The organism is Pseudomonas sp. S3_E10 (assembly GCF_054667615.1).
In genome coordinates this window covers 713419-726566 of record NZ_CP162743.1, presented here as the reverse complement: position 1 = coordinate 726566, position 13148 = coordinate 713419, and the positions used below count along the sequence as shown (strand labels likewise).

Below are 13148 nucleotides of genomic sequence, written 5' to 3'. Positions count from 1 at the left end.
TTATGACGTCTCCTGGTAAGTTTTTCCAGCCCCCTGCCAATGCGCTCGATGATTTTGATCCGCGCTCCGGTTCGATGCTCGAACGCGCATTGTTCAACCATCGTCTGTGGGTGTTGCTGCTGTGCCTGGCGACCACGCTGGTGCTGGGCTGGCAGTCCGCTCGCGTTGAACTCAATGCCAGTTTCGAAAAAATGATCCCCACCCATCAGCCCTACATCGCCAACTACCTTGAGCACCAGAAGGAGTTGAGCGGGTTGGGTAATGCGGTGCGCATTGCGGTGGTCAACAAGCAGGGCGACATCTACGACAGCGCCTACCTCAAGACCCTGCAGGCGTTGAGCGACAAGATCTACCTGCTGCCCGGTGTCGACCGGGCGTACATGAAGTCGCTATGGACGCCGGCCACCCGCTGGGTGGCGGTGACCGAGGCGGGCCTGGAGGGTGGGCCGGTCATTCCGGATAACTACGATGGCGGCGCAGCGAGCCTTGCGGCATTGCGGCGCAACGTGCAGCTGTCCAACGAAATCGGCCAGTTGGTGGCGTTCGACCAGGCCTCGAGCATCATCCAGGTACCGCTGTTGCAGCGCACCCCCGACGGCAAACCCTTGGACTACAGCCAACTGTCGCAACAGTTGGAATCGCTGCGCAGCCAATACCAGAGCGACAGCATCGACATCCGCATCACCGGTTTCGCCAAGAAAGTCGGTGACCTGATTGCCGGCCTGCGGCAAATCCTGATGTTCTTCGCCGTGGCGATCCTGATCACCACGGTGGTGCTTTATTGGTACACCCGCTGCATTCGCAGCACTCTGTTGGTGGTGTTCTGCTCATTGGTGGCGGTGGTTTGGCAGCTCGGCTTGCTGCCGCTGCTCAATTATCAACTGGACCCCTATTCGGTGCTGGTGCCGTTCCTGGTGTTTGCCATTGGCATGAGCCACGGCGCACAGAAGATGAACGGCATCATGCAGGACATCGGGCGCGGCATGCACCGGGTGGTCGCCGCACGCTTTACTTTCCGCCGCCTGTTCCTTGCCGGGCTCACCGCGCTGCTGTGTGATGCGGTCGGTTTCGCGGTGCTGATGATCATCAAGATCCAGGTGATCCAGGACCTGGCGATGATCGCGAGTATCGGCGTGGCGGTGTTGATCTTCACCAATTTGATCCTGCTGCCGATATTGCTTTCTTATGTCGGGGTCAGCGGCCGCGCGGCGCAACTGAGCCTGAAAAGCGAGCACGCCGAGCTGGCTGGCCACAATCGCCACGGGTTCTGGCGCTTCCTCGACCTGTTCACCCAGCGCCGGTGGGCGGCGCTGTGCATCGCGCTGAGCCTGGCGCTGGCGACGCTCGGCTTCATCGTCAGCCTGCAACTGAAAGTGGGTGATCTGGACGCCGGCGCGCCCGAGCTGCGGGCCGACTCGCGCTACAACCAGGATGATGCATTCCTGACCCGGCATTACGGCGCCAGCAGCGATCTGTTCGCGGTCATGATCAAGACCCCCGCCAGCGCCTGTTCGCGCTATGACATCCTGAACAAGGTCGATGCCCTCGATTGGCAGTTGCGCACCTTGCCAGGGGTGGATTCGACCAATTCCCTGGCACTGCTCAACCGCCGCATGCTGGTTGGCCTGAGCGAAGGCAGCCCGAAGTGGTATGAGCTGCAGAACAACCAGGCAATGCTCAACATGGTCACCGCCGGGGCGCCGCGCGGGCTGTACAACGAAGATTGCAGCCTGCTGACGCTGTACGTCTACCTCTCCGACCACAAGGCGCAAACCCTGAACCGTCTGGTGGATCACGTCGAACAATTCGCCGCGGCGAACAATACCGACGAGGTCCAGTTCCTGCTGGCCGCGGGCAATGCCGGGATCGAGGCCGCGACCAACATCGTCGTCAAGCAGGCCAATCGCGAAATGCTGTTCTGGGTCTACGGCGCGGTGATCCTGCTCTGCTTGATCACTTTCCGATCCTGGCGCGCCACGATTTGCGCGGTGATTCCGCTGATGCTTACGTCGATCCTCTGTGAGGCGTTGATGGTCTGGCTGAACATCGGCGTCAAGGTCGCGACCTTGCCGGTAATCGCCCTCGGCGTGGGCATCGGCGTCGACTACGCGCTGTATGTGATGAGCATCCTGCTCGGTCATATGCGCCAGGGCACAAGCCTGTCGCAGGCGTATTACCGGGCACTGCTGTCCACCGGCAAGGTGGTGATGCTGACCGGTGTGACCCTGGCGATCGGCGTAGCGACCTGGATGTTTTCGCCGATCAAGTTCCAAGCTGATATGGGCGTGCTGCTGGCCTTTATGTTCGTCTGGAACATGGTGGGCGCGCTGGTCCTGTTGCCGGCCCTGGCTCACTTTCTGTTGCCGAGCAAGCGGATAAGTACAGGGCCGGCCGAGGCCAACCCCAGCCATTCGACGAGCTTGCCGCTGATGCCTGCCGTAGCCGAGGAGGGGGCTTGCGTGAAGCACTCGCTACGCCTGACTTCAGAGCACGATCAAACGATAAAAGACGCCAATCCCGTCGCGTCATAACAACAAGAAAGGACGTTCCCATGCCTCGTGTGCATTTGTTCCAGCGGTCCCTATGGCTTGACCTCTTCGCCGGTCTGAGCGCCTTTGGCATGGCGTTTTGCGCGGCGCAACCTGCGGAGGTGCACGATGAGCGTTGAGCGCCAGGCAGGTTTGCCACAATCATTGTTGCTGTTGCTCGGCAGTTGCCTGCCAGTGCTCGGTGCGGTGCTGCTGGCCCCCGTCCTGCCGCTTATGCAGCAACACTTCGCCGACACACCGGGTGTGGCCGTGCTGGTGCCCATTGCCCTGACGCTGCCGGCGTTGATGATTGCGTTGTTGGCTCCCGTGGCCGGAATCATCGCTGACCGACTGGGGCGCAAACCGTTGTTGATCGGTGCGATGGTGCTCTACACCGTCTGCGGCGTGCTGCCGCTATGGCTGGAGTCGCTGCAGGTCATCGTGATCAGCCGCGCCGGCATCGGTGTGGCCGAAGCGGCGATCATGACCTGCTGCACCACGATGATGGGCGACTACTACAGCGGCGCGCGACGTGAACGCATGTTCGCCCTGCAAATGGTCGCGACCTCATTGTCGGCGGCGATCTTCATTGCCATCGGTGGAGTGCTCGGCGAGCACGGCTGGCGTACCCCGTTTGCCCTGTATGGGCTGGGGCTGGTGTTCCTGCCGCTGATGGCATGGTTGCTGTGGGAGCCGCGTGCGCAGGCGGCCACCCTCACAACGGCGGGCAGGGCATTCCCCTGGCGCCCGCTGGCACCGTTGTATGCCCTGGCATTCCTGGCGGGCCTGAGCCTGTTCATCGTGCCGGTACAAGTCGGTTACCTGCTTAACCTGCTGCATGTCGAAGGTTCGCAGCAGATCGGCCTGACCATGGGCGCCAGTCAGTTCGGCGTACTGGTCGGCGCCCTGAGTTTTCGTCTGTTGAGCGGTGTGCCGGCGCAGCGGCAGATGCTCCTGGCCTTCGTCGCGGCCGGGATCGGTGGCGGGCTGCTGGCGGTAGCCGACAGTCACGGGCTGGTGGTGATCGCCGTCCTGATCAACGGTCTGGGCATCGGCCTGATGATGCCGACCCTGCTCACCTGGATCATGAGCCAGGTCGACTTCCAACAGCGCGGCCGCGCCGCCGGCGGCTTCACGGCGATGTTCTTTGCCGGGGAGTTCGCCAGCCCGCTGGTGGTGCTGGCGATCACCGGCGGCGTAATCGGCGCCTTGCCAGCGGCCTTGGGCATCGTCGCGGGCGTTCAATTGATGGTAGCCCTGGCCTGTCTCCGGTTGCGTGGCAGCGGGTCTGTTTTTGCCACGGCGGTGGCCGCAGACCCTGAGCACTGACCTGCCCATTCGACGCTTCAACACAATAAGAACAACGAGGAGAACCGCATGAGTTATTTGCTCAATACCTGGTACATCGCTGGATGGGCAGACGAGCTGGCGCAAGGTGGCATGCTGGGCAGAACCATCGTCGAGCAACCCATTGTGTTCTTTCGCGATAGCCACGGTGTGATCCAGGCGCTCGCCGATCGTTGCCCGCACCGTTTTGCCCCGCTGCATAGGGGCAAGGTTGTCGGCGACAGCGTCCAGTGCCCGTACCACGGCCTGCGTTTCGATGGCAGTGGCCAATGCACGCACAATCCCCATGGCGAAGGAAACATCCCCAAGGCCGCCTGTGTTCGCGGTTTCGCGGCCGTTGAGCGCCACGGGGCGATCTGGGTCTGGCCGGGCGATCGTCACCTGGCCAGCGATGCCTTGATTCCTGATTTTTCCTTTTTCGAGCAGGCGCCCACCCATGCCAAAGGGCATGGGTATTTGCCGACCCGTGCGCACTACGAGTTGCTGTCCGACAACATCATGGACCTGAGCCATGTTGATTTCCTGCACCCGGATACGCTCGGTGGCGGGGCGTTGTCACACACCCGAGCCACCATCGAGGAATTGCCCAACGATCGCGTACGCATCAGTTGGTGGGCGCCGGACGATGTGCCCCCGCCGGCTTTCGGCGCTCACCTTGAAGATCCGAGCCGGGCAGACGTCTGGGCCGAAGTCATCTGGCACGCCCCCGGCCTGATGCTGCTCGGCAGTGGCGCCACGGCGCCAGGGCGCCCCAGGGCGGAGGGACCAGTGACATGGAACCTGCATCTGATGACGCCGCAGGACGCGGCCAACACCCATTATTTCTTTGCCAACACGCGCAGTTTCGAGCAGGACAATGCGCAGTTGAATGCCTTCGTCCAGGAGATGTTGATCGGTATTTTCGCCGGTGAAGACAAACCCATGGTCGAGGCTCAACAGCGCCAGATTGGTGAGGTTGAACTGCTTGGCCTCAACCCTGTGTTGCTGCCAGTCGATGCAGGGGCCGTGCGCTGTCGACGTGTTCTGCGTCGATTGATGGAAGCCGAGCGAGCGGAGACGCAAGCCAGTCGGTCATCAAACTATGAAAAAGAGGAACTGCGATGAGCTTTCTACGCAACGTCTGGTACGCGGCCGCCTGGGGAAACGAGATCAAGGCTGGCGAGTTGTTCCAACGAACCTTGCTCAATGAACCCGTGGTGTTTTTTCGCGACACCCAAGGTAATGCCCAAGCCATTGCCGATCGATGTCCCCACCGTTTCGCGCCCCTGGGCATGGGCATCCTCAAAGGCGATGCGGTGCGTTGTCCGTACCACGGCCTGGAATTCGATGGCAGTGGCGCCTGTGTGCATAACCCCCACGGCGATGGTGCCATTCCCAAGGCGGCTAAGGTCAAGGCCTACCCGCTGGTTGAACGCTACAGCTTGCTGTGGATCTGGATGGGGGATCCTCACTTGGCCGATGCGGCGCTGATTCCGGATTTCAATTGCATGGATGAAGACCATTGGTATGTCGGCAAACGCTACCTGCACGCAAAAGCCAACTACGTGCTGGAAACCGACAACATCATGGACCTGAGTCATATCGAATTTTTGCATCCGTCTACGTTGGGTGGCGATGGCGTCAAGGGTGCATTGACTAGCGTGCAAGAGGAGGACAACACCGTTTGGTCCAACCGCCAGACGGTTGCGGAAATTATGCCAGAGTTCCTCTACACCGCCTGGAACATCCCCCAAGGTACGCCGGTGGATCGTTGGATCGATGTACGTTGGGATGCGCCTGCGAACATGTTGCTGTTTTCCGGTGCAGTGGCGACCGGTCTCCCAAGAGATAAGGGCGTTTCCACACCGATTCCGCATCTGTTCACTCCAGAGACCGAGACCACGACTCACTACTGGTTCTCAGTCTGTTTCCCCAAGGCAATGGGCAAATTTGCCGAGCGATTCGCTGATGAGCAGGCGGCCGCGATCAGCCGGCCCTTTGCCGATGAAGACTTGCCAATGCTCGAGGCGCAGCAGCGCATGATGGGCGCTGCATCGTTCTGGGACTTGAAACCGGTGCTGCTGATCGGTGATGCAGGAGCGGTCCGGGCGCGGCGTGTACTCGACCGCATGATTGCTGCCGAGCAGCCTGCGGGTGCCAAGTGATGATTGAAGTCATCGTCACTCGCAAGCGCCTCGAAGCCGAAGGCATCTACAGCTTCGAACTGGCCCCCGCCGAGGGCTCCATGTTGCCGGCTTTCAGTGCCGGCTCGCATATCGACGTGCATCTGCCCAATGGCCTGGTGCGCCAGTACTCGCTGTGCAATCACCCGCAAGAACGCCACCGCTACCTGCTGGGGGTGTTACTCGACCCGGCGTCTCGCGGCGGTTCGCAGGCCATGCACGAGCAGGTGCACGAAGGCAGCCCACTTCGCATCAGCGAACCTCGCAATCTGTTCCCGCTTGAGCATGGGGCCGGGTACAGCGTGCTGTTCGCCGGCGGTATCGGCATCACGCCGATCCTTTGCATGGCCGAGCGCCTGGCGCGGATCGGCGCGCCTTTCGAGCTGCACTATTGCGGCCGCTCGGCCGGGCGCATGGCCTTTATTGAGTACCTGCGTCATTCGGCGTTCGCCGATTGCGTGCACGTTCATATGGACGATGGCGAGGATGCCCAGCGCCTGGACAGTGCTCGGGTCCTGTCCACGCCGGCCAGTGACCGTCATCTGTACGTCTGTGGCCCCAACGGTTTCATGGACCACGTGCTTGGCACGGCGCGCGCGCAAGGCTGGGCCGAGGCGCAACTGCACCATGAGTACTTTACCGCCGCCGCTGCCCCGGTGGGTGAAGCGGGCGGGTTCGAGGTGCAACTGGCTAGCACCGGGCAGTGCTTCCAAGTGCCGGCCACGCTCAGCGTTGCCCAGGTATTGCTGGAGGCTGGCATCGACATCCCGCTGTCTTGCGAACAGGGCATCTGTGGCACCTGCATCACGCGCGTGCTGGACGGCGAGCCGGAGCATCGTGACATGTTCCTGACCGATGCCGAGCGAGCCCGCAACGACCAGTTCACGCCTTGCTGCTCCCGTGCGAAGAGCGCGCGGCTGGTACTCGATCTTTAAGGTTTTTTCATGAATTCATCGTTACCCGCTGGCGCGTTTCGCCAACAGATTGAGGACTCGAATATGCAACAGCTTCCTGGTTTCAAACGCGTGGTAACCGGGCACGATGCCCAGGGCCAGGCGGTGGTCGCGCTCAGCGGGCCAACGCCGAACAGTTTCCCGCTCAAGGCCGTGCCCGGCACGGTCTTCCATGAGATCTGGAACAGCGGCGCCAGCCCGGCCGTGCTGGATAACGGCGACGACCCCACCCACCAGCCGCTTCAACTGAGCCCCGCGCCATTGGGCAGTGTCATCCGCGTGGTGGATATTCCCCCGGACAGTGTGCAGAACCAGGTCAGCGCCGAGGAGGCCGCGGCGGCCTTCGCCGAAATTGGCCAGGCCCATGCCGGCACGGGGCAGGCGGATTCCAGGCACAAGCTGATGCATCGCACCCAAACGCTGGATTACGGCGTGGTCACCGAGGGTGAGGTCTGGCTGGTGCTCGATGGCGAGGAGGTGCATCTCAAACGCGGCGACATCGTGGTGCAGCGCGGCACCAACCACGCCTGGAGCAATCGCACCGAGCAGATGGCCCGCATGCTCTTTGTGCTGCTCGATGGCCGCTTTGCTCCTGAACTGCAAGGAGAACACCCATGAAGCTCAGCACCCTCAAGAACCTAAATCGCGACGGTCGCCTGGTGGTGGTGTCGCGCGACCTGGCCTGGGCGGTGGATGCCGGCGATATTGCCGCGACGCTGCAGGAGGCCGTTGAGCGCTGGGCGCATGTCGAAAGCGTTTTACGCGCGCGGTATGACGCCTTGAACGAAGGCACGCTGGCCGGTGCCTTCGCCTTCGATCCTCAGCAAGCCGCCGCGCCTCTGCCACGTGCCTGGCAGTGGCTGGACGCCTCGTCTTTCCTCAGTCATGGCGAGCGCATGCAGAAGGCTTTTGGGCTGGATCCGATCGAAGGTGTTGAACATACGCCGCTGATGTATCAGGGCTGTGGCGACGACTTTCTAGGCGCCCACGACGACATCGAGCTGCCCAGCGAAACCCACGGTATCGATTTCGAAGGCGAGTTTGCGGTGTTGGTCGATGAGGTTCCCATGGGCTGCTCGGCGCAAGACGCCGTCGAGCATATTCGGCTCATTGTGCAAGTCAACGACGTCAGCCTGCGTGCGCTCGCCCCCCGAGAAATGAAGACCGGCTTCGGTTTTATCCAGGCCAAGTCCGCGTCCAGTTTTGCCCCGGTGGCGGTCACCCCCGACGAGTTGGGCGAGGCCTGGCGCGACGGGCGCGTGCACTTGCCGTTGAAGGTTGAATGGAACGGTCAGTGGTTCGGTCATGCCCAGGGCGGTGCCATGCATTTCGGCTTTCATCAGTTGATTGCTCACGCGGCGCTGACCCGGCGCCTCAGGGCGGGCTGCCTGATCGGTTCCGGCACGGTTTCCAATGCTGACCCCACTGTGGGCGCTGCCTGCATCGCCGAACGTCGTGCCGTTGAGATGATCGAGCACGGCGTACCACGGACGTCCTTCATGCGCTTTGGCGACCGCGTGCGCATGGAGGTCCTCGATCTGCAAGGTCAGTCGGTGTTCGGGGCGATAGACCAGTGCATCGTGCGCGGAGGCCTCCCATGCGCGTGATGATTACCGGGGCCAATGGTTTTGTTGGCCGGACGCTGGTGAAACGGTTGCTCGAAACCAATGCGTTACAAGGCCGCTCGATCAGCGCGTTGATCCTGCTGGATAAAGAGTTGGTGGGGTTTGCCGAGGACAAGCGCCTGCGCCGGCATTGCGGCAGTGTCACCGACGCCGCGTTATTGCGCCGCGCCTTGGCCGATGGCATCGATGTGGTTTTTCACTTGGTCAGCATTCCGGGGGGCGCGGCCGAGCAGCATTATTCATTGGGCTATCAGGTCAATTTGCAGGCGAGCCTGGAGTTGCTTGACCAGTTGCGCGAACAGCCAGGCGCGCCGGTGCTGGTGTACGCCAGCAGCGTGGCGGTGTACGGCGGCGACCTGCCAGCCCGCATGGATGAGCGTGCCGTGCCGCACCCGCAGTTGAGTTACGGTGCGCACAAGGCGATGGTGGAAATGGCGATCAATGACCTTGCCCGACGAGGCGAGGTGGACGGTCGCGCCGTGCGTCTGCCCGGCATCGTTGCCCGTCCACGTGAACCCAATGGGCTGCGCTCGGCGTTTATGAGCGACGTGCTGCACGCCTTCGCCGAAGGCCAGCCCTATTGCTGCCCGGTGTCGCCGCAGGCGCAGGCATGGTGGATGTCGGTGCGGTGTTGCGTGGATAACCTGCTACGGGCCGCCGAACTGCCGTCTGCCCAGCTCGGCGCGTCACGCGTCTGGCAACTGCCGCTGTTGCGCCTGTCCATTGCCCAGGTCATCGATGCCCTGGCCGCTGCCTACGGCCAGGAACGCCGCGCGCTGATCAGCTTCGCACCGGACGCGGGGCTGCAAGCGTTATTCGGCAGCTTTCCCGCAATGAAAACCCCTCTGGCCCGTGCCCTTGGCTTTCGCCATGACGGCTCGGCAGCTGCCTTGATACGTAACAGTTTGAATGCCGCTACCCCGACGCGTCGTGCGCGTGGGCGGGTGGGACTTGGAGTGAGCGAACATGCAATCAACTAAACGCCGCCTGGTGGACCTGTCCGTGACCCTGGACAACAACCCCTACACCGATCCGCCGCCGTTGCTGCCGAAAATCGACTACATGGACCATCAGCAAGGCTGGCCGGAGATGGCCGCGATGTTTCCCGGCTTGTCCAAGGCGCAACTGCCTGGTGACGAATCCTGGGCAGCTGAGCGCCTGCAGATCACCACCCACAGCGGTACGCATATGGACGCTCCCTGGCACTACGCCTCGACCACGGACGGTGGCAAGCCGGCGTTTGGCATCGACGAGTTGCCGTTGGACTGGTGCCTGCAACCCGGCGTGAAGCTGGACTTTCGTCATTTACCGGATGGCCATGTGGTCAACGCCGCCCAAGTGCAAGCCGAGCTGGAGCGTATTGGCCATGTTCTACAGCCGTTGGACATTGTCCTGGTCAACACCCGTGCCGGCGCGCTGTTCGGTCAGCCAGGGTATCTGGACGCCGGGGTAGGCATCGGCCGCGAGGCCACGTTGTACTTGCTGGAACGCGGCGTGCGCGTGGTCGGCACCGATGCCTGGAGCTGGGACGCGCCGTTCAAGTACACCCGCGAACGCTTCGCCGCCACGGGCGACGCCTCGATCATCTGGGAAGGGCACAAGGCCGGACGCGACATCGGTTACGGCCAGATGGAAAAATTGGCCAACCTGGAATCCCTGCCGGCCCACGGCTTCCAGGTGTCGTGTTTCCCCTACAAGATCAGGCACGCCTCGGCCGGCTTCGTCCGCGCCGTCGCGATTTTCGAGGAATGAACGCGCCGGCGGCCGGTGAAAAAAAGCGCGCCAGCCTGTCCCGGGGGCTTGAGGCGCTGCTGTCGGAGCACATTGTCGCGGGGCGACTGCGCGGCGGTGAGCAGTTGCCCACCGAGTCGGCCCTCATGCTGGAGCATGGGGTCAGCAGGACGGTGGTGCGCGAGGCCATGTCGCGTCTACAGGCCGCTGGAATGGTTGAGACGCGCCACGGTATCGGCACGTTCGTGCGCGGTAGCACCCTGTCGCTGAAGGCCTTCATCGACCCTGCGACGATCGGCATCCTGAATGATTCGCTGGCGATCATGGAATTTCGGATCGGTCTTGAGGTGGAAGCCGCCGGGCTCGCCGCCCAGCGACGTGGCCCGGATCAGTTGGCGGGGTTGCGGGCGCTTCTCGATCAGCTCGGGCAGCCCAATGTCAGCGTCAATGACCGGGCCGCGTTGGATTTTCAGTTCCATTTGGGTATTGCCCAGGCGACCGGCAATCACTACATCGCCCACACATTGCGCAACCTGGGCGAGGTGATCATCCCGCGTAGCCGGCTGGATTCTGCGCGCCTGTTTCACGATGAGCCTCTGCACTATGAGCAGCGGATGCAAAGCGAGCACGAACAGATTTACCAGGCGATCTTCCATCAGGACACAGAATGCGCACGCGCTGCGATGCGCCTGCACCTTCAAGACAGTCGCGAATACTTGCATCAGGCCCGCCAGGAGCTGATGACATGACGAGCGTCGATAGGCCTGACAACGCCTCGCCCTCTCCGGCATCCGCTCTGACAATAATCGATGCGCGCTGGACCTTGTTCGTCCGGGTCGTGGCGGCTGGCAGCCTGAGCAAAGCGGCCGTACTGCTGGACATGCCGCAGTCCATGGTGAGTCGCAACATTGCGTTGCTTGAATCGCAATGTGGGGAGCGGCTGTTTCATCGTACCGGGCGCGGGGTGGTCCTGACCGAATTTGGCGAGCAGTTGTTGCCCTGTATATCGGCGCTTTTGGCGAACGCTGAAAGCCTTGCCGATGACATTCGCAACCTGCGAGGCAAACCGGTGGGGGAGGTGGTCGTGGGCATGTTGCCTTCCGCGGTGCGTCGGTTTGCGGGGACGCTTTTTGCTGCGGTGCGTGCCCAGATGCCAGGGGTGAGGTTGCACCTGATCGAAGGCGCGAGTGCTCAGCTCGAAGAGCAGTTGCACGATGGTCGTCTGGATATGGCGCTGGTGCTGCGCGAGAGCGAGGCGAGCATCGGCCAAGCTCATCTGTTGGCCAGGCTACCGCTGCACCTGGTCGGACCCGCCGCCGATCCGCTGTTCGGCAATCGAGATATTGCACTGGAAAATCTATCTGGGTTGCCATTGGTCGTGCCTGGGCGGCCGCATCTGCTGAGGGCCAGGCTCGATCATTTGGCTGCGGAGCAAGGCGTGGAACTGTGCGTGGCTGTGGAAGCCGACTCGGTCCAGCTACAGTACGAAGTCGTCGCGGCCGGCGGAGGCTATGCGATTGCCTCGGTGTTGCCGGGCTCGCTGGATCACCGACTTATTTCATCGCGCATTATAGAGCCCGTGTTAGAGCGCTTTGTCGTGCTGGTCGAATCGCCCCGGCGCCCCTTGACCCGTGCTTCCCGTGAAGTGCGACGGCTGATTTGCAATCTGTCCATGCCATCGATTTAAGCGATAGCTGCTTTGCATCCCCAGCAGTATTCGGTGGGGGGCGCGCCTCGTAGGGTGTCAGTCAACCAACGACTGATCCCCGATTGCGAGGTTTGCGCCATGCATCACGCCCAAGAACTCCAAGTCATTGCCCCGACGCTTTTTCTCAGTGACGCCGATGTGGCCTCGCTCGCCGACTGGAGCACCGCCGTCGCCGCGCTCGCCGAGGCGTATGCACGCCCTGCATCGGATGCCATGGTGCCGCCTCGCTCCATGGCCCGGGGCGATGGCATCTGGCTGCGCAGTTTGACTGCCGTACCTCCGGCTGGCGGCCATATGGGCTGCAAGTTGATCGCAGCCTCCATGCGGGCGCGCTGCGCCAGCTACCTGATTGCGTTGTTCGATCAGAAAACCATGGCGCTCAGTGCCCTGATCGACGGCAACCGGGTGACAGGTTTGCGCACCGCGGCAACCGCTGCGCTGGCAGTCGATTTACTGGCGCCCAAGCGCGCGCTGCGGGTGGGGGTGATTGGCTCGGGGTTTGAGGCCCGTGGCGCATTGGACTGCCTCAAGTCCGTGCGCGATGTGGCGCATGTCCGGGTATTCAGTCCAACGCCCGCTAGCCGCGAGCGTTTTGCCGAGAGCTTCAGGCCAGGGCTGGAGATCCAAGCGGTGAACAGCGCGCAAGAAGCTGTGCAGGATTGCGACGTGGTGATTTGTGCCGCCCGCAGTCGTGACGAATCTCCGGTCCTGCAAGGCGCCTGGCTTTGCCCGGGGGCCACGGTTGTGTCGTTGGGTTCCACCTTGCCTGAGCAACGGGAAGTTGACCCGGTCACGATGGAGCGAGCCGTCTGCATCGTCGCCGATATGCCGCAAGAGGTGCTTCACGATACCGGTGACGCCATTGCGGCGATCAGTGCCGGCGTTTATGTCGCCGACAAATTGGTCGCGCTGTCGGACCTCGTCGCGGGCCGTGTCATACCGCGCCAGCACGCAAGCGACATCGTTCTCTACAAGTCTGTTGGCTCGGCGCTGCAGGACGTCGTCATCGCCCAAGCGCTGTACGAGCGCGCCCGGCAACAAGGCCTCGGCATCGAGTTGCCCGCCAGCATTGTCCCTGTCTCGAAATAACTCCC

General features: G+C 62.4%; 12 protein-coding genes. All 12 read left to right on the top strand.

Going from position 1 to position 13148, the window contains the following annotated elements:
- Positions 1-2 precede the first annotated feature (2 nt).
- The 12 genes from AB4N98_RS02945 (at position 3) to AB4N98_RS02890 (ending at position 13143) form a co-directional block, all read left to right on the top strand.
- Positions 3-2531, top strand: coding sequence for an efflux RND transporter permease subunit (locus tag AB4N98_RS02945; RefSeq protein WP_042727896.1), 2529 nt, complete (start codon positions 3-5; stop codon positions 2529-2531).
- A 126-nt stretch (positions 2532-2657) separates the two neighbouring features.
- Positions 2658-3857, top strand: coding sequence for an MFS transporter (locus AB4N98_RS02940; protein ID WP_042727895.1), 1200 nt, complete (start codon positions 2658-2660; stop codon positions 3855-3857).
- A gap of 48 nt (positions 3858-3905) precedes the next feature.
- Positions 3906-4979 (top strand): aromatic ring-hydroxylating dioxygenase subunit alpha, encoded by a 1074-nt coding sequence (locus tag AB4N98_RS02935; RefSeq protein WP_003173136.1) that lies wholly within the window; start codon positions 3906-3908, stop codon positions 4977-4979.
- On the top strand, positions 4976-6019 hold the full coding sequence (locus tag AB4N98_RS02930) for an aromatic ring-hydroxylating dioxygenase subunit alpha (RefSeq protein WP_042727893.1): 1044 nt from the start codon (positions 4976-4978) through the stop codon (positions 6017-6019). The genes AB4N98_RS02935 and AB4N98_RS02930 overlap by 4 nt, the downstream gene beginning before the upstream one ends.
- Positions 6019-6972, top strand: coding sequence for a PDR/VanB family oxidoreductase (locus AB4N98_RS02925; RefSeq protein ID WP_042727892.1), 954 nt, complete (start codon positions 6019-6021; stop codon positions 6970-6972). The genes AB4N98_RS02930 and AB4N98_RS02925 overlap by 1 nt, the downstream gene beginning before the upstream one ends.
- Before the next feature lie 63 nt (positions 6973-7035).
- The gene (locus AB4N98_RS02920) at positions 7036-7608 is read left to right on the top strand and encodes a cupin domain-containing protein (RefSeq protein WP_042727891.1); all 573 of its coding nucleotides are present in this window, start codon (positions 7036-7038) and stop codon (positions 7606-7608) included.
- The gene (locus AB4N98_RS02915) at positions 7605-8597 is read left to right on the top strand and encodes a fumarylacetoacetate hydrolase family protein (protein WP_042727890.1); all 993 of its coding nucleotides are present in this window, start codon (positions 7605-7607) and stop codon (positions 8595-8597) included. The genes AB4N98_RS02920 and AB4N98_RS02915 overlap by 4 nt, the downstream gene beginning before the upstream one ends.
- Positions 8588-9595, top strand: coding sequence for an NAD-dependent epimerase/dehydratase family protein (locus AB4N98_RS02910; RefSeq protein WP_042727889.1), 1008 nt, complete (start codon positions 8588-8590; stop codon positions 9593-9595). Before AB4N98_RS02915 ends, AB4N98_RS02910 begins: the two co-directional genes overlap by 10 nt.
- Positions 9582-10367, top strand: coding sequence for a cyclase family protein (locus AB4N98_RS02905; protein WP_003173143.1), 786 nt, complete (start codon positions 9582-9584; stop codon positions 10365-10367). Before AB4N98_RS02910 ends, AB4N98_RS02905 begins: the two co-directional genes overlap by 14 nt.
- Complete coding sequence (locus tag AB4N98_RS02900) at positions 10364-11095, top strand: FadR/GntR family transcriptional regulator (RefSeq protein WP_042727888.1); 732 nt, start codon at positions 10364-10366, stop codon at positions 11093-11095. Before AB4N98_RS02905 ends, AB4N98_RS02900 begins: the two co-directional genes overlap by 4 nt.
- Positions 11092-12033, top strand: coding sequence for a LysR family transcriptional regulator (locus tag AB4N98_RS02895; RefSeq protein ID WP_042727887.1), 942 nt, complete (start codon positions 11092-11094; stop codon positions 12031-12033). The genes AB4N98_RS02900 and AB4N98_RS02895 overlap by 4 nt, the downstream gene beginning before the upstream one ends.
- 99 nt (positions 12034-12132) lie before the next feature.
- Positions 12133-13143, top strand: a complete 1011-nt coding sequence (locus AB4N98_RS02890) for an ornithine cyclodeaminase family protein (protein WP_065947812.1) — start codon at positions 12133-12135, stop codon at positions 13141-13143.
- The last annotated feature ends 5 nt before the right edge of the window (positions 13144-13148 follow it).

Coding starts and splice junctions, on each gene's coding strand:
- AB4N98_RS02900 (WP_042727888.1), top strand. CDS start 10,364: ATGAACGCGCCGGCGGCCGGTGAAAAAAAGCGCGCCAGCCTGTCCCGG.
- AB4N98_RS02915 (WP_042727890.1), top strand. CDS start 7,605: ATGAAGCTCAGCACCCTCAAGAACCTAAATCGCGACGGTCGCCTGGTG.
- AB4N98_RS02935 (WP_003173136.1), top strand. CDS start 3,906: ATGAGTTATTTGCTCAATACCTGGTACATCGCTGGATGGGCAGACGAG.
- AB4N98_RS02895 (WP_042727887.1), top strand. CDS start 11,092: ATGACGAGCGTCGATAGGCCTGACAACGCCTCGCCCTCTCCGGCATCC.
- AB4N98_RS02910 (WP_042727889.1), top strand. CDS start 8,588: ATGCGCGTGATGATTACCGGGGCCAATGGTTTTGTTGGCCGGACGCTG.
- AB4N98_RS02920 (WP_042727891.1), top strand. CDS start 7,036: ATGCAACAGCTTCCTGGTTTCAAACGCGTGGTAACCGGGCACGATGCC.
- AB4N98_RS02930 (WP_042727893.1), top strand. CDS start 4,976: ATGAGCTTTCTACGCAACGTCTGGTACGCGGCCGCCTGGGGAAACGAG.
- AB4N98_RS02945 (WP_042727896.1), top strand. CDS start 3: ATGACGTCTCCTGGTAAGTTTTTCCAGCCCCCTGCCAATGCGCTCGAT.
- AB4N98_RS02890 (WP_065947812.1), top strand. CDS start 12,133: ATGCATCACGCCCAAGAACTCCAAGTCATTGCCCCGACGCTTTTTCTC.
- AB4N98_RS02940 (WP_042727895.1), top strand. CDS start 2,658: ATGAGCGTTGAGCGCCAGGCAGGTTTGCCACAATCATTGTTGCTGTTG.
- AB4N98_RS02905 (WP_003173143.1), top strand. CDS start 9,582: ATGCAATCAACTAAACGCCGCCTGGTGGACCTGTCCGTGACCCTGGAC.
- AB4N98_RS02925 (WP_042727892.1), top strand. CDS start 6,019: ATGATTGAAGTCATCGTCACTCGCAAGCGCCTCGAAGCCGAAGGCATC.